The 19,857-nt window shown below is 61.8% G+C and carries 17 protein-coding genes; 12 read left to right on the forward strand and 5 right to left on the reverse strand.

Features of this window, described 5'->3' with window-relative positions; all coding sequences use genetic code 11:
• Positions 1-28 precede the first annotated feature (28 nt).
• From RSO67_RS24060 to RSO67_RS24100, 9 genes are all read left to right on the forward strand, one after another.
• Positions 29-610, forward strand: coding sequence for a glutathione S-transferase family protein (locus tag RSO67_RS24060; RefSeq protein ID WP_315840877.1), 582 nt, complete (start codon positions 29-31; stop codon positions 608-610).
• Entirely contained in the window at positions 607-1,071 is a 465-nt protein-coding gene (locus RSO67_RS24065; protein ID WP_315840878.1) for a GNAT family N-acetyltransferase, read from the forward strand. The genes RSO67_RS24060 and RSO67_RS24065 overlap by 4 nt, the downstream gene beginning before the upstream one ends.
• Positions 1,072-1,285: 214 nt before the next feature.
• The gene (locus tag RSO67_RS24070) at positions 1,286-1,468 is read left to right on the forward strand and encodes a hypothetical protein (RefSeq protein ID WP_315840879.1); all 183 of its coding nucleotides are present in this window, start codon (positions 1,286-1,288) and stop codon (positions 1,466-1,468) included.
• A 248-nt stretch (positions 1,469-1,716) separates the two neighbouring features.
• Positions 1,717-1,986: a hypothetical protein gene (locus RSO67_RS24075; protein WP_315840880.1), complete on the forward strand. Its 270-nt coding sequence runs from the start codon at positions 1,717-1,719 to the stop codon at positions 1,984-1,986.
• Between the two features lie 79 nt (positions 1,987-2,065).
• The gene (locus tag RSO67_RS24080) at positions 2,066-3,238 is read left to right on the forward strand and encodes a phosphoserine transaminase (protein WP_315840881.1); all 1,173 of its coding nucleotides are present in this window, start codon (positions 2,066-2,068) and stop codon (positions 3,236-3,238) included.
• A gap of 213 nt (positions 3,239-3,451) precedes the next feature.
• Positions 3,452-5,041 carry a phosphoglycerate dehydrogenase gene (serA, locus tag RSO67_RS24085; protein WP_315840882.1) on the forward strand — a complete coding sequence of 530 codons (1,590 nt, stop codon included), beginning with the start codon at positions 3,452-3,454 and terminating at the stop codon, positions 5,039-5,041.
• Positions 5,042-5,240: 199 nt separating this feature from the next.
• Positions 5,241-6,920: a methyl-accepting chemotaxis protein gene (locus tag RSO67_RS24090; RefSeq protein WP_315840883.1), complete on the forward strand. Its 1,680-nt coding sequence runs from the start codon at positions 5,241-5,243 to the stop codon at positions 6,918-6,920.
• Positions 6,921-7,212: 292 nt separating this feature from the next.
• Complete coding sequence (locus tag RSO67_RS24095; protein WP_315840884.1) at positions 7,213-8,901, forward strand: cache domain-containing protein; 1,689 nt, start codon at positions 7,213-7,215, stop codon at positions 8,899-8,901.
• A 179-nt stretch (positions 8,902-9,080) separates the two neighbouring features.
• Positions 9,081-10,766 (forward strand): methyl-accepting chemotaxis protein, encoded by a 1,686-nt coding sequence (locus tag RSO67_RS24100; protein WP_315840885.1) that lies wholly within the window; start codon positions 9,081-9,083, stop codon positions 10,764-10,766.
• 116 nt (positions 10,767-10,882) lie between these two features.
• Here RSO67_RS24100 and RSO67_RS24105 read toward each other — a convergent pair whose 3' ends face one another.
• The 3 genes from RSO67_RS24105 to RSO67_RS24115 all read right to left on the reverse strand — a co-directional run bounded on the left by RSO67_RS24105 (position 10,883) and on the right by RSO67_RS24115 (position 13,983).
• On the reverse strand, positions 10,883-12,238 hold the full coding sequence (locus RSO67_RS24105; RefSeq protein ID WP_315840886.1) for an esterase-like activity of phytase family protein: 1,356 nt from the start codon (positions 12,236-12,238) through the stop codon (positions 10,883-10,885).
• Between the two features lie 307 nt (positions 12,239-12,545).
• Positions 12,546-12,836 carry a GIY-YIG nuclease family protein gene (locus RSO67_RS24110; protein WP_315840887.1) on the reverse strand — a complete coding sequence of 97 codons (291 nt, stop codon included), beginning with the start codon at positions 12,834-12,836 and terminating at the stop codon, positions 12,546-12,548.
• A gap of 160 nt (positions 12,837-12,996) precedes the next feature.
• The gene (locus RSO67_RS24115; RefSeq protein ID WP_315840888.1) at positions 12,997-13,983 is read right to left on the reverse strand and encodes a tripartite tricarboxylate transporter substrate binding protein; all 987 of its coding nucleotides are present in this window, start codon (positions 13,981-13,983) and stop codon (positions 12,997-12,999) included.
• 404 nt (positions 13,984-14,387) lie between these two features.
• Between RSO67_RS24115 and mbfA the strand changes: the two genes are divergently transcribed.
• Positions 14,388-15,359: an iron exporter MbfA gene (gene mbfA, locus RSO67_RS24120; protein WP_315840889.1), complete on the forward strand. Its 972-nt coding sequence runs from the start codon at positions 14,388-14,390 to the stop codon at positions 15,357-15,359.
• Between the two features lie 151 nt (positions 15,360-15,510).
• Positions 15,511-15,804 carry an antibiotic biosynthesis monooxygenase gene (locus tag RSO67_RS24125; RefSeq protein ID WP_089263582.1) on the forward strand — a complete coding sequence of 98 codons (294 nt, stop codon included), beginning with the start codon at positions 15,511-15,513 and terminating at the stop codon, positions 15,802-15,804.
• Positions 15,805-15,866: 62 nt separating this feature from the next.
• Here the strand turns inward: RSO67_RS24125 and RSO67_RS24130 are convergent, their stop codons facing one another.
• Positions 15,867-16,670 carry a sugar phosphate isomerase/epimerase family protein gene (locus RSO67_RS24130; protein ID WP_315840890.1) on the reverse strand — a complete coding sequence of 268 codons (804 nt, stop codon included), beginning with the start codon at positions 16,668-16,670 and terminating at the stop codon, positions 15,867-15,869.
• Between the two features lie 48 nt (positions 16,671-16,718).
• Positions 16,719-17,633, reverse strand: a complete 915-nt coding sequence (locus RSO67_RS24135) for a DMT family transporter (protein WP_315840891.1) — start codon at positions 17,631-17,633, stop codon at positions 16,719-16,721.
• 367 nt (positions 17,634-18,000) lie between these two features.
• On the opposite strand from RSO67_RS24135, the gene RSO67_RS24140 reads away from it, so the two are divergent.
• Positions 18,001-19,710 carry a methyl-accepting chemotaxis protein gene (locus tag RSO67_RS24140; protein ID WP_315840892.1) on the forward strand — a complete coding sequence of 570 codons (1,710 nt, stop codon included), beginning with the start codon at positions 18,001-18,003 and terminating at the stop codon, positions 19,708-19,710.
• The last annotated feature ends 147 nt before the right edge of the window (positions 19,711-19,857 follow it).

Genomic DNA, 19,857 nt, shown 5'->3' on the forward strand with positions numbered 1-19,857 from the left:
CCCCGTCCATTGCGGCGGGGCAGTCATCATGAAAATCTACGGCGATCTGAATTCCGGCAATTGCCTGAAGGTGAAGTGGGTGAGCGATCACCTCAAACTTCCTTATGCGTGGATCGATGTCGATACCAGCAAAGGCGAGAGCCGGACGCCGGAGTTTCTGGCGCTTAACGGCGCCGGTCAGGTGCCGACCGTCGTGCTCGACGACGGCCGCCCACTTGCGCAATCCAACGCCATCATCCGCTATCTCGCGTGTGGCAGCGATCTGATCCCGACCGACGCCTATGACGCCGCCAAAATGGATGAATGGCTGTTCTGGGAACAATACAGCCACGAGCCCTATATCGCGGTGTGCCGCTATCAGATCGTCTATCTCGGCAAGACGATTTCGGATCTCGATCCCGAAAAGCTCAAGCGCGGCTATTTCGCACTCGCTCGCATGGAGCATCACCTGACGACATCACCTTTCCTTGTCGGAGATCGCGTCTCGCTGGCCGACGTGTCGTTGCTGGCCTATACGCGCGTGGCCCATGAGGGCGGCTTTCATCTCGACGGTTACGCGTCGATCAGGCGCTGGATCGCCGAAAGCGAGAAGGCATTGGGCATCGTATGAGCACGAAGGTCGTACTGCGGCCGGCGCAGCGCGACGATGTCACTGCAATTGTGGCGATGCTGGCCGATGATGCGCTCGGCCGTGGCCGCGAGCGTATCGAGGATCCGCTGCCGCAATCTTATTACGAGGCCTTCGATAAACTCGCACGTGACCCAAATATCCAGTTGATGGTTGCAGAGGGCGGCGACGGCAGCGTGGTCGGATGCCTGCAGCTCTGCATCCTGCCGGGCTTGAGTTCGCAGGGCGCTTCGCGAGCGCTCATCGAGGATGTTCGTGTGTCGACGACGCTGCGCAGCCAGGGCATCGGTGAACTGCTGGTGCGATGGGCCATCGGCGAGGCACAGGCGAGGGGATGCAAACTCGTCGAGCTGCTGACGCATCAGACCCGGGTCGATGCTCAGCGCTTCTACAAGCGGCTCGGTTTCGCCGACAGCCATGTCGGCATGACGTTCCGCTTCTAGGCCACGCGCGATCACGATGCCGTGCGGTGTCGGAACGACGAACGAGGCCAGCGGTTGCCCATCATCATCAGCAGCATCAATCAATGATGGAGCTGTCCATGCAATCCCGATTCGGTCTTTCCGCCATCATCGTTGCCTCGCTTCTGGCCTCGACCACATTCGCTTCCGCCCAGGGGCCGGCACGGATGGTATCACGGGCGCTCCGGTGACACAGATGCCGAGCCCGAATGTCTCGCCGCCTCCCGCAACGGGTACAACAGGCATGGGCGGTGGTACGAGTCAGCCGGGCGCACCGAACACGACGACGCCGGGACGCATCGGCACCGGCGCGTCGCCGAGCGGCTTACCTGGCGATAATCCGAATGCGCCGGGTTTTCCCGGCAAGGTCGGACGATAGGCGTTTCGCTCACAAGAGCGAGTGAGCTGCAACCTCAAACGCAAAGGCAGCGATCGCTGCCTTTTTCATTGACCGCCCGTGTTCGCTCTTGAGCGGTGAATAACGAGGAGGAGCGCCGGTATCATGTGGCTGTGCGCCTCGTTGTTCCGGTTAATGACCCGTAAACCAGCAAAGCGCTGATGGGATTTGTTTCGGAACGTGCGGGGACGGGCGACGTATCCCTGTGCGCGGGGACGTTGGAAGGACTCATGAGCAATTATTCGATCGAGAAGGTCGGCAGCGACTATGTCGTGAAGGTCGACGATCAAAGCGTCATGAAAGTCGGCAGCCGGCGCCGTGCCGCGCAGCTCGTAGTCGATGCCTCCGAGTTACTGAACGATGTGCCTTTGATGCCAGCCGAAGCTCCATCGTCAGTCGATCTCGCGATGCCCGGGGATGCCCCGTCCGTGGCTGATCACGCGGCGGCGGGCGATATCGTCACGCCATCAATCACGCGTGATAGCCCGGAAGTCGCTTGACGCTCCGGGTTGGTTCCCATATCCACGCCAGCGGGACACCTCCCCCCAACGGGAGGCTAGCTATCTGGAAGGATAGAATATGACTGCAGCGAAGCCCGCTTCGCGGCCCAACGTGCCGCATTTCTCCTCCGGCCCCTGCGCCAAGCGCCCCGGTTGGACCCCCGAAAAACTCTCTGACGCAGCTCTCGGTCGTTCGCACCGTGCCAAGATCGGCAAGAACAAGCTCAAACTCGCGATCGACCTGACGCGCGAAGTGCTTGAAGTGCCCGCAGATTACCGCATCGGTATCGTGCCGGCATCGGATACGGGCGCTGTCGAGATGGCGCTGTGGTCGCTGCTCGGGCCGCGTCCCGTCACCACCATCGCCTGGGAATCCTTCGGCGAGGGCTGGGTCTCGGACATCGTCAAGGAGCTGAAGCTCAAGGACGTCACCAAGCTGCATGCTGGCTATGGCGAACTCCCCGACCTGTCGAAGGTCGATCCGAGCTCGGACATCGTCTTCACCTGGAACGGCACCACCTCCGGCGTGCGCGTGCCGAATGCCGACTGGATCAAGGCTGACCGCGAAGGCCTGACCATTTGCGACGCCACCTCGGCCGCTTTCGCGCAGCCGCTCGACTGGGCGAAGCTCGATGTCGTCACCTTCTCCTGGCAGAAGGCGCTCGGCGGCGAAGCTGCACATGGCATGCTCGTTCTCTCGCCGCGCGCCGTTGCGCGTCTCGAAAGCTATACGCCGCCGTGGCCGCTGCCGAAGATCTTCCGCATGACCAAGGGCGGCAAGCTCAACGAAGGCATCTTCGTCGGCGAGACCATCAACACGCCGTCGATGCTGTGCGTCGAGGATTATCTCGATGCGCTCGGCTGGGCCAAGTCGGTTGGAGGCCTCAAGGCGCTGATCGCGCGTGCGGACGCCAACACCAAGGCGCTCGCCGACTGGAAAGCGAAGACGCCGTGGATCGACTTCCTGGCCGCTGATCCCGCGATCCGCTCCAACACGTCGGTGTGCATGAAGGTTATTGATTCCGCGATCACCGCGCTCTCGCCGGACGCGCAGGCTGACTTCGCCAAGAAGCTGGTCGCGGCTGTCGAGAAGGAAAACGCCGGTTTCGACTTCGCGCATTATCGCGATGCGCCAGCCGGTCTGCGTATCTGGTGTGGTGCCACGGTTGAAGCCAAGGACGTCGAGATCCTCACGCAGTGGATCGACTGGGCTTTCGCCGAAACCAAGGCCTCGCTCGCCAAGGCGGCGTAGTTCTTAACCTCTCCCCGCTCTGGGCGGGGAGAGGTCGGACATCGCGTGTAGCGCGATGTCCGGGTGAGGGGCAAGGCACTCGGTTCACCTCACTTCGGCATTCACGGGTCGGCAAGCGGCCCGTCATCCCGACCTTCTCCCCGTGAGTACGGGGAGAAGGAGCCTGCTGCGTTTGTCGCGCCTACACTGGCTCCCATTTCGAGGATCACATCCATGACCGCCCCAAAAGTTCTCATTTCCGACGCTCTCTCTCCCGCCGCCGTGCAGATCTTTCGGGATCGCGGCATCGACGTCGACTTCCAGCCGAACCTCGGCAAGGACAAGGACAAGCTTGCCGAGATCATCGGCAACTATGACGGACTCGCCATTCGCTCGGCCACCAAGGCAACCGCGAAGATCCTTGAAAGGGCGACACGCCTGAAGGTGATCGGCCGCGCCGGCATCGGCGTCGACAATGTCGAAATTCCCGCGGCGACCGCCAAGGGCATCATCGTGATGAACACGCCGTTCGGCAATTCGATCACCACGGCCGAACATGCGATCACTTTGATGCTCTCGCTCGCCCGCGAGATCCCGCAGGCCGATGCGTCGACGCAGGCCGGCAAGTGGGAGAAGAACCGCTTCATGGGCGTCGAGATCACCGGCAAGACGCTGGGCGTGATCGGTTGCGGCAATATCGGCGCCATCGCGGCCGACCGCGCGCTCGGTCTGCGCATGAAGGTCATCGCCTTCGATCCGTTCCTGTCGCCGGAGCGTGCCAAGGACATCGGCGTCGAGAAGGTCGAACTCGACGACCTCCTCAAGCGCGCCGACTTCATCACGCTGCACACGCCGCTCACAGAGAAGACGAAGAACATCATCGATGCCGCAGCGATCGCCAAGATGAAGCCCGGCGTGCGCATCATCAATTGCGCCCGCGGCGGTCTGGTTGACGAGCAGGCGCTCGTCGATGCGTTGAACTCCAAACATGTCGCCGGTGCTGCCTTCGACGTGTTTGTCGAGGAGCCGGCCACCAAGAACGTGCTGTTCGGCCATCCCAATGTGATCTGTACGCCGCATCTGGGTGCATCGACCACCGAAGCGCAGGAGAATGTCGCGCTGCAGGTCGCCGAGCAGATGTCGGATTATCTGCTGTCGGGCGCCATCTCCAACGCGGTCAACTTCCCGTCGATCACCGCGGAAGAAGCGCCGAAGCTGAAGCCGTTCATCGAACTCGCCGAGAAGCTCGGTTCGTTCGCGGGTCAGCTCACCGAGACCGGAATTGCCAAGGTGCAGATCACCTATGAAGGCGCGGTCGCCGAAATGAAGATCAAGGCCCTGACGTCTGCTGCACTGAGCGGATTGCTGCGGCCGATGCTCGGCGACGTCAACGTCGTCTCCGCGCCGGCCGTTGCCAAGGAGCGCGGCATGGTGGTCGATGAAGTGGTACGCGCGGCGCAGAGCGATTACGAAAGCCTGATCACCGTTACGGTTATCACCGAACGGCAGGAACGCTCGGTGTCCGGCACGGTCTATCATGACGGCAAGCCGCGGCTGGTTGATATCAAGGGCATCCGCGTCGATGCCGAATTCGGGAAGTCGATGATCTACGTCACCAACGAGGACAAGCCGGGCTTCATCGGAAAGTTCGCCTCGCTGCTCGGCGATGCCAAGGTCAACATCGCAACCTTCCATCTCGGCCGCAACGAGCAGGGCGGTGACGCCATCGCGCTGGTGGAGATCGACGGCGTTGTGCCGGCCGATGTGCTGAGCAAGGTGCAGGCGCTGCCGCAGGTGAAACAGGCCAAGGCGCTGACGTTCTGAGTGTCCCTCACCTGAACTGACATTGCCAAAATCCCCGCCCGAAAGGCGGGGATTTTTCGTTGTGCGGAAAATTTTCACATTCAGGTCGGCGCGGCAGGTTGCCCCCGCCCGCACGTGTAAGGATTTGGGAACACTACCCCGATACATTTTACTCCGAGGAATCAGCGATCGAAAATCGCACGCCCGGGGGAATACAGCCGTGAAGCTCGCCAATATCCGTATTACGTACAAGCTCGTCGTTCTGGTGGCCGTCACCATGATCGGCCTCTGCGCCGCGGGCATTCTGGCCGCCTATATGGTCAAGAGCGAGATGCTCTCTGCGCGAACCGAGCAGCTGAAGTCGATCGTCGAAATCGGGACCAACGTCGCGGCCAGCATCCAGAAAGATGTCGCAGCAGGCAAGCTCACCAAGGAAGCCGCAACCGCCGAGCTGGTGCGCCGCATCGAGCCGATGACCTATGACAATGGCAACTATCTGTTCATCTACACGATGGACGGCGAGGTGGTTCATCTGCCGGGCTTCAAGGCGGGATCCAACCGGCTGGACGTCAAGGTCAGCGGCGTTGCCATTACGCGTGAATTCCGCGACGGCGTCGCAGCCAACGGCACGAAGATTCTGACCTACGAATTCCAGAAACCCAATGAGCAGGTTCCGTCGCGCAAGATGGGTTATGCCGCGGCGCTTCCTGGCTGGAACATGTTCATTGCCACCGGTGCCTATCTCGATGACCTCGACGCCCATCTGAAGCCGATCATCTGGGCGCTCGGCCTGGCCATGCTGGCCATTGCCGCAGTGGCGGGTGCGATCGCGTGGCTCATCGGCCGTAGCATCACCAGGCCGCTCGGCATGCTGGGATCGCGCATGGAGTCGCTCGCCAATGGTGCGCTGGATGAGGAAATTCCCGGCGTCGGCCGCGGCGATGAAGTCGGCGCGATGGCCAAGACGGTTCAGGTGTTCAAGGACAATGCGCTGCGTATCCGCTCGCTCGAAGAGGTCGAGGCGGATGCGCAGGGCCGTATCGCCGCAGAGCGCCGCGCCGCCATGGAGGCGATGGCCACGGATTTCGAGCGCAGCGTGACGGGCATCGTCCGCTCGGTCTCCACCGCCGCAGTCGGTATGCAGAGCACCGCGCAGTCGATGACGGCGACGGCAAGCGATGCAAGCTCGCGCGCCGCGACGGTCAGCGCAGCTTCGACGCGCTCGTCCGATAATGTCAGCACGGTTGCGGCGGCTGCGGAGGAATTGTCAGCGTCAGTCAGTGAAGTGCTGCGTCAGGTATCGGCCTCCAGCGAGATCGCCAGCAAGGCGGTAGGCGATGCCGAGCGCACCAATGCCACCGTTCAGATCCTGTCGAGCGGCGCTGAAAAGATCGGCGAGGTCGTGCAGCTGATCCACAGCATTGCCTCGCAGACCAATCTGCTGGCGCTGAACGCGACCATCGAAGCCGCACGCGCCGGCGAGTCCGGTCGCGGCTTTGCCGTGGTCGCGTCGGAGGTGAAGGCGCTGGCCAGCCAGACCGCCAAGGCCACTGAGGAAATCTCGGCGCAGGTTGCCGCCATGCAGGCATCGACCAGCGAGGCCGTTGCATCAATCGGCGCCATCACCGGCACCATCGCGCAGATGAGCCAGATCACCAACACGATCTCTGTCGCGGTGGAGCAGCAGGGGACGGCGACGCAGGAAATCGCGCGCAACATTCAGTCGGTATCGGCCGGTGCGAACGAGATCAGCAATCATATCGGCGGCGTCAGCAGCGCAGCCGAAGCAACCGGTTCGGCTGCATCGCAGGTGCTGTCGAATGCACGGGAGCTCGAGAGCCAGTCCGGCATGCTGCGCACCGCGGTCGACGATTTCCTCACCAAGGTGAGGGCGGCCTGAGTCAAATCCTTCCCCGAGCGCGGCTTCGCTGTGCTCGGGGAGCTACCAGGCTGGGACTTGCCTGAACGATTGAGCTTCGGCCGCTGCGTCGTATCGCTGCACCACCAAATTAAAATCTGCACAATGATAGTTCATATAGGTGCATAGCTACCTGTTGCGGGACTTTTAGCGCATTCGAGGTAACCTGTAACCGCGGTTGCAAAAACGGAACTACACACCACTTCACGAACTCGAAACTACACCCTGCGATGGTGACTCGCTTATTTCAGCGCGCCTTACAGGGATACTTCCCATGAATCGTTTGAAAATTTCGATCGGCCTTCGCCTCTACAGCATCATTGGCTTGAGCTTTCTTGGCCTCGCCGGGCTGGCCTGGATGCAGCTGAACACCCTCGGCGACTCCCTCAAGCAGCAGCGCCAGAGCGAATTGACCCATCTTACGGAGCTGGCGCTCGGCATCGCGCAGGAAGAATACGCGACGATTCAGCGTAGCGGCGTGTCGGACGAGGCCGCGCGCAAGACCGCAGCGGCGCGTATCGGCAAACTGCGCTACGGCAATGGCGATTACTTCTGGATCAACGACCTGCAGCCGCGCATGGTGATGCATCCGATCAAGCCCGAGATGAACGGTAGCGATCTCTCCGGCAACAAGGATCCGAACGGCAAGCGGCTGTTTGTCGAATTCGCCGATGTCGTGAAGAAGCAGAAGGCTGGCTTCGTCGACTATCTGTGGCCCAAGCCCGGCAAGGACGCACCGCAGCCGAAGCTCTCTTATGTCGTCGGTTTCGAGCCCTGGGGCTGGGTCATCGGCACCGGCGTCTATATCGACGACTTGCAGGTACAGCTCTGGGAGAGTGCGCGCACCGTGATGATCGCGGCACTCGCGGTCATTGTCATTCTCGGCGCGCTTGCCTGGATGATTGGCCGCAGCATCACCATTCCGCTTCGCCGGCTTGGCGCGCGCATGCGCGGTCTCGCCGATGGTGCGCTGGATGAAGCGATCCCCGACGTCGATCGGGGCGACGAGATCGGCGCCATGGCCGCAACGGTTCAGGTGTTCAAGGACAATGCGGTGCGCATTCGCGGGCTGGACAAGATCGAGGTGGAATCGCAGGCCCGTGCTGCTGCCGAACGCCGTGCGGCGATGGAGAGCCTCGCCGATGATTTCGAGCGCAGCGTCAACGGCATCGTGCGTTCCGTCTCCACCGCTGCGGCCGGTATGCAGAGCACCGCGCAGTCGATGACGGCGACGGCCAGCGACGCGAGCTCGCGCGCATCGACGGTCGGTGCGGCATCGGCGCGCTCATCTGACAATGTGAGCACGGTTGCCGCCGCGGCTGAAGAACTATCGGCATCGGTCAGCGAAGTGCTGCGTCAGGTGGCGGCGTCGAGCGACATCGCCAGCAAGGCAGTGGGCGATGCGGAGCGCACCAATGCGACGGTGCAGCAGCTCTCCAGCGGCGCTGAGAAGATCGGCGAGGTCGTGCAGCTGATCCACAACATCGCCTCGCAGACCAATCTGCTTGCGCTCAACGCGACCATTGAAGCGGCACGTGCAGGTGAATCCGGCCGTGGCTTTGCGGTCGTCGCGTCGGAAGTGAAGGCACTGGCGAGCCAGACGGCCAAGGCCACCGAGGAAATCTCGGCGCAGGTTGCAGCGATGCAGGCGTCGACGCAGGAGGCTGTCAACTCGATCAACGCCATCACCGGTACGATCGCGCAGATGAGCCAGATCACCACGACGATCTCGTCGGCCGTGGAAGAGCAGGGGTCGGCCACGCAGGAGATCGCGCGCAACATCCAGTCGGTTGCCGCTGGCTCGAGCGAGGTCAGCGCTCATATCGGCGGCGTCAGCGCAGCGGCGGAAGCAACGGGGCAGGCGGCAGGCATGGTGCTGTCGAATGCGAAGGAGCTGGACGGCCAATCCAGCATCCTGCGCAAGGCGGTGGATGAATTCCTCGCGAAGGTTCGCGCAGCGTAGGGCCTTTCCTCTTCTCTCGCGGAGAGCGAGATCTTGTAGCGCTGCAATCGTTGCTCATCATCAAGTATCACAGGCTCGATGATTTGCGGGTTTGGTTTGTAAAGAACAAAAAAAGGTCTGTTCGGTATTCTTCTCCTCAATTGGTATTTGCCCCCGCGACCTTTTTTGGAGAACTCATTGTGAAGATAAGTAATCTGACGATCACGCCCAAGCTAGGTATTCTGGTGGGTGTCATGTTGCTTGGTCTGTGCGCGTCCGGCGTTCTCGCGGGATATTTCGTTCAGCGCGAGATGATGACCTCAAGGATCGAGGAGCTTCGCCACTTCGTCGATGCCGCGCGCAGCGTGGCGATCGGACTGCAAAAGCAAGTCGACGCCGGCCAGCTCACCAAGGAAGCCGCGATGGCTGAATTCGGTCGTCGTGCAAATACGATGACCTACGACAACGGCGCGGGCTACCTGTTTGGCTCCATGATGGACGGCGTGACGGTGTTGTCGCCGGATGCCAAGCAGATCGGTCAGAACCGCCTCGATGTGGTGACCAATGGCAAGGCGATCGGTCGCGAGTGGCGCGACAGTGTTGCTGCTAAAGGCGAGCACACGATGTTTTATGACTACGTCAAACCTGGCCAGACGGAGCCGCTGCGCAAGGTTGCCTATGCCGCTGCGATCCCCGGATGGAACATGTATGTGGGCGCCGGAGCCTATCTGGAAGATCTCGACGCCAGGTTGAAGCCGATCGTCTGGGCGCTCGGTTTGGCGATCCTTGCCATTGGTGCGGTCGCGGGCGGCATCGCCTGGATGATCGGTCGCAGCATCAGCCGCCCGCTCGGTCAGCTCGGTGCGCGGATGCGCACGCTAGCCGATGGAGCGCTTGAAGACGACATTCCCGGGACCGGGCGCGGCGATGAGATCGGTGCGATGGCATCGACCGTCCAGGTCTTCAAGGACAATGCCGTCCGGATTCGCGGGCTCGACAAGATCGAGGCCGAGTCGCAGGCGCGCGCGTCTGCCGAGCGGCGTTCGGCCATGGAGAGCATCGCCGATGATTTCGAACGCAGCGTCAACGGGATCGTTCGCTCGGTATCGACGGCAGCGGCAGGGATGCAGACTACCGCGCAATCCATGACGGCGACCGCCAGCGATGCCAGTTCGCGTGCGTCGACGGTTGGCGCCGCGTCGGAGCGGTCGTCTGACAATGTCAGCACGGTTGCAGCCGCTGCCGAGGAATTGTCGGCTTCGGTCAGCGAAGTCTTGCGGCAGGTCTCGCAGTCGAGCCAAATTGCCAGCAAAGCAGTCGGCGATGCGGAACGCACCAATGCGACCGTTCAGCTGCTGTCCAGCGGCGCGGAGAAGATCGGCGAAGTGGTTCAGTTGATCCACAGCATCGCCTCCCAGACCAATCTGCTCGCGCTGAATGCGACTATCGAAGCGGCGCGCGCCGGCGAGTCCGGCCGCGGCTTTGCGGTGGTCGCCTCTGAAGTGAAGGCGCTGGCCAGCCAAACCGCCAAGGCCACCGAAGAGATCTCCGCCCAGGTTGCCGCCATGCAGGCGTCCACCAGCGAAGCCGTGCTTTCGATCAGCGCCATTACCGGCACGATCGCGCAGATGAGCGAGATCACCACCAGTATCTCCACGGCCGTCCAGGAGCAGGGCGAGGCTACGCGGGAAATCGCGCGCAACATTCAGTCGGTCGCGGCGGGCTCCAGTGAGATCAGCGAACATATCGGGGGCGTCAGCAGCGCAGCAGAAGCGACCGGGACGGCGGCCTCGCAGGTGTTGTCGAATGCCAGGGAGCTCGATACCCAGTCCGGCATGTTGCGGACGGCAGTGGACGAGTTCCTGACCAAGGTGCGTGCTGCGTAGAGGCACTTCTTCCCCTCTCCCCTTGTGGGAGAGGAAAGTAGATCAAGCTCGAACGCAAAAAGCCCTCCCTTGCGGGAGGGCTTTCGTCGTTTCAGGCGAGTGCCTGCTCGCGTTGCTTACTTCGCCTTCAGGAAGTCGGCGACTTCGAGCAGCACGAACTCGTTGTCGTCGGCCTTGTTCGGTTCGCGGCTCGACGAGAACGGCAGGTTGTTGTCGTTGCCGACGATGATGTGCGTGGCATCAACCTGGTCGACATTCTCGATGGTGAAGAACGGGAAGGTCAGCACGCCGTCGTTCAGCGGCTTGCGGGCCAGCTTGTTCGGGTCTTGGATCTTCATCAGGTCGATGAAGCCGATCTTGCGAACGGGCTTGCCGACATTGGCGTCGTTCAGTTCGATCTTGTAGACCTTCTTGAACTTGGCGAGATCCGGGAAGCAGTCTTCACCGCGCTTGCCGTCGGCGCAGGCCTTGTCCTTGGTGCCTTCGCCGTTGTCGCGCTCGATGATCAGGCCGTTGTCGGCGGTGATCATGTTGAAGTCGCCGATGGCATTGCCGTTCTGTTCGAACACGTACTGCCAGTAGCGACCGGTGAACTTTTCGTTGGCGACGTCGAATTCCAGGATGCGCGAGGCTTCCTTGCCGTCGACCTTTTCCCAGTCCTTCTTTTCGGCATCCCAGATCGGGCCTTCGAGCAGGCCGTAGAGGAACTTGCCATCCTTGGAGGAGGCGAAGCCTTCATAGCCCTTGGAGCGGCGCAGGTTGACGGTGGTGTAGGTGGCGCCCGGCGCGCCCGGCGACTGCACCGACCAATGGTCCGGCGAACGCACCGGCTTGCCGTCGGCGACGGTGTCGAACACAGCCAGCACCTTGCCGGTCTTGTCGGCCTTGATGATGTAGGGGCCGAATTCCTCGCCGATCCAGAAATTGTCGCCGACGATCTGGAAGCCTTCGGTGTCGACATCGGCGCCGGTCAGGTAGCGCTTGGCGGTGTCTTCATGGACGATGCGGAACGGCACCTTCTTGTCGGGATCGTGCAGGAACACGGTGGCCTGACGCTCGACCTTGCCGTTCTTCCAGTCAATCTTGTGGTGATTGAGATAGATCATGTAGTCGGCCGAATTGTAGCGCGAGCCGGCGCCATTGTCGGTCAGCACCCAGAACGAACCGTCGGGCATCACCTTGATGCCGGAATGGCCCTGCAGCGGCTGGCCCTTCATCGGCAGCGAGATGCCGGTGGCGCGCTCATAGGACTTGCCCATCACGGTGCCGAGCGCTTCGACGCGCTTGCCGGTGGTGTATTTGCCCGAAGTCTTCAGGTCGTTCGGCGCGTCCGCGGGCGCGTCGATGGTCGACGTCGCCGGCAGCACGGCATGGCCGGCGAGCTTGGCTGGAAATTCGCCTTCCGACTGCGCAAAGGCTGCGGAAGAAAGCATGACGAGGGAAGCGACGGAGCAGAGGAATGTGCTGCGCATGGTTGTCTCCTTTGTGGTGACCATGCGGCGTGTTCTGAGGCGCGGGCGTTACGCTGCGCTGACAGTTCCGTGACAAGAAAATGACGAGAGGGGAAAACCCTGCGACATGCAGTCGCCGAGCCTGCGGGTTAGGCTACCGCTATCGTCATCCTGCTCAGGTCTCTCCGGTCGTCCCCGCGCAGGCGGGGACCCATAACCACGGTCAGTGCTTCGACGCCGCATTGCCAGCGCCGAGCTTCTCTTGATGCGACTGAGGCTATGGGTCCCCGCCTGCGCGGGGACGACCCGCTGAAAGGTCACGGCCGAGTTACGAGCCATTCGCCAGCAGCGACGACAGGTCGCTCCATTCGGGATTGTCCGTCTCGATCAGCCGGATCTTCCAGTCACGATTCCACCTCTTGAGCTGCTTTTCACGCGTGATGGCATCGCTGGGTTGGTCGTAGCTCTCGACATAGACCAACCGGAAAATCTTGTACTCCCGAGCGAACTTCGAACCCTTTCCCGTCCGGTGCTCCATTATTCGCCGAGCTATATTATTAGTTACGCCAATATACAGCGTACCATGACGACTGCTGGCGAGAATGTAGACGTAGTACATGCCGCCGGCCCCCCCTCAGTCGTCGTCCCCGCGCAGGCGGGGACCCATAACCACGGTCAGTGCGTCGACGCTGCATTGCTGGCGCCGAGCTTCTTTTGATAGGACGGAGGCTATTGGTCCCCGCCTTCGCGGGGACGACAGTTGAGAGGCCGATCCCTAATTACTGCTTCTCGATCCCCGCGTCCGTGATCAGCTTTTCCCACACCTTGAGCTGATCCTTCAGGAAGGCGTCGAATTCTTCCGGCGTACCGGAGAAGGCTTCCATGCCGCGGTTGGCGAGGTCTTTCTGGATTTCGGGGCGTTCGACGATCTTGCGGATTTCGGTGTTGAGCTTGACGACGATGTCCTTCGGCATGTTGGCCGGGCCGAGATAGCCCTGCCACGAGGTGATGTCGAAGCCCTTCACGCCGGCCTCGTCCATGGTCGGAAGGTCAGGCAGAAGCTTGGAGCGATATTTCGTGGTCACCGCAAGCGACTTCAGCGCCTTGGCGTTGACGTGCGGCAAGCCGGTGGGCACGTCGACGAACATCATGCTGACGCGGCCGGCGATGACATCGGTGAGTGCGGGTGGTGAGCTCTTATAAGGCACGTGCAGGAGATCGAGCCCGGCGAGACGGGCAAAGGTCGCGCCCGAGACGATCGCCGACGAACTGCCTGATGCGTAGGAGTACTTGCCCGGCTCCTTTTTGGCCAGTGCGACCAGCTCCTCGACCGAGTTGGCCGGAATCTCGGGATTGATCACCAGCATGAAGGGCAGGTCGCCGGTCCGCGCGATCGGGGTGAAATCCTTGATCGGATCATAGCTCATGGTCTTGAGCAGATAGGGATTGGCCGAATGCGTCGTGTTGGTCGTCACGAACAGCGTGTAGCCGTCGGCGGGAGCGCGGGCGACGAAACTGGCGGCGATCGAGCCATTGGCGCCGGCCTTGTTGTCGATCACGGTGTTGGCGTTCAGTGCGGTGCCAAGCTCCTTGGCAATCAGGCGCGTCGTGGTGTCAGTGCCGCTGCCGGCGGCGAACGGGAGCACCAGCGTGATCGCCCGGTTTGGATAGTTCGCAGTCTGTGCGATGGCGGCCGGGGTCGCCAACAGCAGCGCTCCGATAAACGATGCGCTCGCTACACCGCGAAGAATTGAAAGTCCGTGCATTCCGCTTTTCTCCCTGAATCGGCTTCGGTAGCCCATATTTGTTGCGGGCAAACTAGCGGAGGTCGGTGACGCACGGAAGCGGAAAGGTATGCCGTTCAGGTTGGCGCGCTGTCGATGGTGTAGGCCATGCATCGACGTCGTAACACCGGGGCGACCTTATCGCGTTCGTGAGCGACAGCATTTACAGACGGCCGCTGATCCGCAGCATCTCAGCGTCGGGGTCGGTGCGAATGCCGGGGCGAGCTCCGGAGCACGCGCGATCGTTTCGTCGCGGTCCTTCTCGCCCCCGCTACTGCTTCCCGACCAGCGACAGGTTCAGCGCCGCGCAGGCGCAAAGCTCTTTGACAAATGCAAAGCAGCCCCTATATAAATTAGAACAATTCTAAATTATGTAAGGCATTGATATGAAGGCGTTTTCGGAGCTCACCGAACGCGAGGTGCTGGCGGTTGCGATCTCCAGCGAGGAAGAGGACAGCCGGATCTATCTCAGCTTCGCCGAGGATCTGGCAGAGCGCTATCCCGATTCCGCGAAAGTCTTCAGCGAGATGGCCGAAGAGGAAAAGGGCCATCGGCATCTGCTGTTGCAGATGTATGAGGAGCGCTTCGGACCGAACCTTCCGCCGATCCGGCGCGAAGACGTGAAGGGCTTCATCCGCCGCCGACCAATCTGGCTCACGCGTAACCTGTCGCTCGACACCATCCGCAAGGAGGCCGAGAGGATGGAGTTCGAGGCCGAGCGCTTTTACGCCAGGGCCGCCGAGCAGGCGACGGATGTCGGCGTTCGCAAGTTGCTGGGCGATCTGGCCGAGCTGGAAAAAGGACACGAGCATCTCGCGGCCAAATTATCGGATGCCATCCTGACGTCCGACGTTCGCACGATGGAGGACACCACTCGCCACCGGATGTTCGTCCTGCAATATGTTCAGCCAGGTCTTGCGGGCTTGATGGACGGCTCCGTATCCACGCTGGCGCCGCTGTTTGCGGCCGCGTTTGCAACACATCACAACTGGCAGACATTTCTTGTTGGCCTCGCCGCATCGATCGGCGCCGGCATCAGCATGGGTTTCGCCGAAGCACTGTCGGACGATGGCTCCATGACCGGACGCGGCTCGCCGTGGCTACGTGGCGGCATCTGCGGGCTGATGACGACGCTGGGCGGTCTCGGCCATACTCTGCCTTATCTCGTGCCGGACAGTTGGCCGAATGCATTCTGGATCGCGACGGCCATCGCGGGTGTTGTCGTTTTTTTCGAACTCTGGGCCATCGCCTATATCAGGGCGCGCTATATGGATACGCCGTTCCTGCAGGCCGTCTTTCAGGTGGTGCTTGGCGGCGTCATCGTTCTGGCGGTGGGCATATTGATCGGAGGCGCGTAGTGGTGGGGACGCGTCAGATGGCGTCGTTGCGCGGGATGGCGTAGGTTCCATGCGCGGGAAACCCTGCTGCTCGTCCCGCCGATGATGAGTGTGTGCGATGCATGATCGCGGCAGGTGCGATGCGGGCAGCTTACGGGTGAAGGAGCGTCCCATGTATGCTGCCATTCGTCAGAGCAAGGCAAAGACCGGCATGGCTGAGGAACTGACGCGCAGGATCAAGGAAGGTGCCATTCCGATCATCAGTGATGTCGAAGGTTTCATGGCCTATTATGTGGTCTATGCGTCCGACGATACGGTGACGGCGATCAGCATCTTCAATAATTTCGCGGGCGCCGAGGAGTCGAACCGACGCGGGCTCGCGTGGAGCGAACAGAATCTGGCGCCCTTGCTGATTGGACCAGCCACAGCGATAGCCGGCCCGGTTATCGTTCATACGTTGGCATAACGCGCGCGGGACAGGTGCTGTGCCGGGCGGTGGCATGTGCGCGTAGATTACTCGCCAGATTCTCAATCTCCCAGCAGGCGCTTCGCGCCGGCGATTGCGCGGCGCGCGACTTCTTCGGGGCCGCGCTCCCGGGTCAGCGCATCCATCGGCACTTCGAGCGCGACCGGAATATGCTTCGGCAGGTGCGCGGCGATGGCGCAGAGGTCGATGCCGCCGTCGCCGGGTGGCAGCCGTTCAGCGCGCGCGGTGTGCAGCAGTCCTTCAACCGTGCCAGGCTTCTCCGCCGGAGCATCGCAAAAATGGAAAAACGGCAGCAAGCGCGATGGCATGTCGTCGAGTTCGGCGAGGCTGCTGTCGGAGCGGTCGAAATGCAGCGTATCGACAAGGATACCCGCATTGGCGCGGCCTGCGGTCTCGACGATGGCGCGCGCCTTGTGCAGGTTCGACACATTGGTCCAGGGAAAGAACTCCATCACCGGCATGATGCCGTATCGCGCCGCAAGATCGGCGATGGCCGCCAGTTGGTCGGCGAGGCGGGACAAGTCGGGATCATAGGGCGCGACGATGACATGGCGGGCTCCGAGCTCCGCGCCGGCGGTGAGCATCGGCTCAAGCGCCGCGACGTCGATCCCGGGCGTGATCTTGACGAGTTCAATATCGAGCACGTGCAGTCCGGTGTCAGCGAGACGCGCCTTGGTTTGCCGCATCATCGCCTTGTCGTTCATCAGCGGGTAGCCGGGGCTTTCCGCGGTCACGGCGATCAGTCTCAGTCCGACACTCCGGTAGCCGCAGCGCGCGGCAACGTCGATCATCTCTGGCGGCGCCAGCGATAGCACGGTGAGGTGGGCGAGCGAGAAAACGGTCATGAGATGTTTCTACTCCCGATGTCTGGCTGGCCGGACCGGATGTTCAGTCTATCGCCGTGATGCGATGAATACGCCCGACAGCACCAGCACATAGCCGACGAGGTGAAACAGTTGCGGCTGCTCGCCGAGAAATGCGATCGCTAATACCGAGCCGAACACCGGCATGAGATGCAGAAATGGTGCCGCCCGATTGGGGCCGATCAGCGCGATGCCGCGGTTGAAGAACAGATAGGCCAGCGCGGACGGAAAGATCATGGCATAGGCGAGCGTCAGCAGCGTCACGGTGTCGAAGATCAGCGGCGAGCCCGAGTTGAGTTCCCAAATGCTGATCGGCAGGGTCAGGATCGCGCCGCCGGCGGTGGTGAAAGCAATCAGCGACATCGGGTGGGTCACCGGTCGCCGCAGCATGAGCGCCGAATAGATGCCGAACACCAGCAGCGCTGCGAACAGCATCGCATCGCCCTTGTTGATCTGGATACTGGCCAGTGCGGTCAGATCGCCGCGCAGGATGATGATCAGCACGCCGGCCATGGAGACCACGATGCCGAGCAGTTGCGCCAGTGTCAGCCTCACGCCGAACAGGATCAGCGTCCACAGCGCGACGCAGAGCGGGCCCGACGACTGGATCAGCAGCGCATTCAGGGCCTGCGTGTATTTCAGGCCCCAATAGGCCAGTACCGTATTGGCAGCGAAGCCGGTCAGCGCCAGCATGGTCATGAGAGAAAGCTGCGCGCGGAGGACCGGCCAGTCCGTGCGCAGATGCGTCCAGGCGAAGGGCAGCAACAGGAAAAAGGCCCCGATCCAGCGCACGCAGGCCAGCGTCACCGGTGGGACGTGGCCGGCGACATAGCGGCCGAGCACGATGTTCCCGGCCCAGAACAGCGAAGTGAGGCTGAGCAGGAGATAAGGCTGGTTGGCGAACCAGCCGACGATCGTTTGTCGCGGCGGAGCGGAAGGGGTCATCGGCTCGATGGTCAATGCAGCCTTTCATAGGCGGCAGTTCGCCGGGTGGCACAAGTCATGCTGGCGCGCGGGCACCATGCGCGGCAGCGGAGCGCGCATCGGTAGATGCGTCGAATGGACGCCAGGAATGAGCCTCGATTCAGGTATTCAGATGCCGAAAAACACGCAAAATCAGACGATTATACCTTTTCCGCCAGGCGAACATTAACCGCTTTCGAACGGCTAGCCGATAGAACTGAATCGCTATGATGGAACTTGTTTCTTGAATTGCGGGTCCGGATACCTCGTCGACGTTGTGCAGTGAGTGTGTCTGGAGCCGTTCGGCTTTGAGCGCACGACCGAGGGGTCGGCGCGACAGGAGATCGTAATGCCGTTGTCCGCCTCTCAACCCAAACCCGGCCGCCGCCGGGGTCTCGGTCTTGGCCCGCGCATCATGTTGATGACGGTCTCCGGCATTCTCATCCTCGGCGTCTGCATCACGCTGGTCGCCAAATATGTGCTCGAACAGGGCGCCGCCAAATCCGCGACGGAGCGGGTCGAGACCAACATGCGCGTCGCCTGGAACGTGCTGCGCGAGAGCGGCGACAAATACAGCATCGCGGATGGCAAGCTGCTTGCCGACGGCAAGCCGCTGAACGGCAATTTCGCGGCGGTCGACAAGATCAAGACGCTGGTCGGCGGCACCGCCACGATCTTCATGAACGATACCCGCATCTCCACCAATGTGATGAAGCCGGATGGCACCCGTGCCATCGGCACGCAACTGGCGAAAGGGCCGGCCTATGACGCGGTCTTCAACGGCAAGACCGCGTTCCGTGGTGAAGTAGCCATCCTCGGCGAGCCGTATATGACCGTCTATGATCCGATCTTCGATGCCAGCCGCAACGTGATCGGCATCCTCTATGTGGGCATTAAAAAGGTCGACTTCCTCGAGACGGCCAATGACACGCTCTGGACCATCGTCTATGCGACCGTTGTGGTCATGCTGCTGGCGATCGTGCTCAGCTATTTCGTTGCGCGCGGCACCATCGTGCGTCCGCTGAAGGCGAGCATCGCCACGATGAACAAGCTCGCCAAAGGAGACCTCACCGTCGACGTTCCGGCAAGCAAGCGCGCCGACGAGATCGGGGAGATCATGACGGCGCTGAGTGTATTCAAGGAGAACGGCCTCGAAGTCGAGCGCATGAAGGTCGCGCAGATCGCTACGGAGAGCCGCACGGCCGAACAGCGCAAGGCGGATATGATGAAGCTCGCCGCCGATTTCGAGGGCGCCGTCGGCCAGATTGTCGAGACCGTGTCATCCGCCTCGAAGGAACTGGAAGGTTCGGCCACCACATTGACGGCAACATCGGATCGCTCGCAGGCTTTGGCGATCGCTGTGTCGGCGGCGTCGGAAGAAGCTGCCACCAATGTGCAGTCGGTTGCCTCCGCCACCGAGGAAATGTCGTCGTCCGTGCACGAGATCAGCCGTCAGGTGCAGGGCGCCGCGCGCATTGCCAGCGAGGCCGTTGCGCAGGCTGACAACACCAACAACCGCGTTGGAGAACTGGCGACGGCCGCGGCACGCATCGGCGACGTGGTCGAGCTGATCAACAATATCGCGGGCCAGACCAATCTGCTGGCGCTCAACGCGACCATCGAGGCCGCGCGCGCCGGTGAAGCCGGTCGCGGCTTTGCGGTGGTTGCCGCGGAAGTAAAAGCGCTGGCCGAGCAGACCGCGAAGGCCACTGGCGAGATCAGCCAGCAGGTCAGCGGCATCCAGAAGGCGACCGAGGATTCGGTGTCGGCTATCAAGGAGATCTCCATGACGATCGGTCAGATGTCGGAGATCGCGTCCGCCATCGCATCGGCCGTTGAAGAGCAGGGCGCCACCACGCAGGAGATTTCGCGCAACGTGCAGCAGGCCGCAGCAGGCACGATGCAGGTGAGTTCGAACATCACCGACGTGCAGCGCGGTGTCGAGGAAGCAGGCTCCGCCTCGTCGCAGGTTCTATCCGCAGCGCAGTCGCTGTCGAGTGAGAGCACGCGACTGAAGCATGAGGTCGGCAACTTCCTGCGCTCGGTCCGCGCGGCGTAACTATCCACCGCGGAAGAATCGGATGCGCGAAGGCGTTCCGAATGTTTCCGGGCAGAGATAATCGTCGCGCCCTGGCTGGATCTCGCTGAGAAAGTAGCCGCTAAATTTAGAACCATTAAAATCTGCGGCAGTGTTGTCACACTGCCG

The sequence above is a fragment of the Tardiphaga sp. 709 genome (genome assembly GCF_032401055.1).
Classification (GTDB): Bacteria; Pseudomonadota; Alphaproteobacteria; order Rhizobiales; family Xanthobacteraceae; genus Tardiphaga.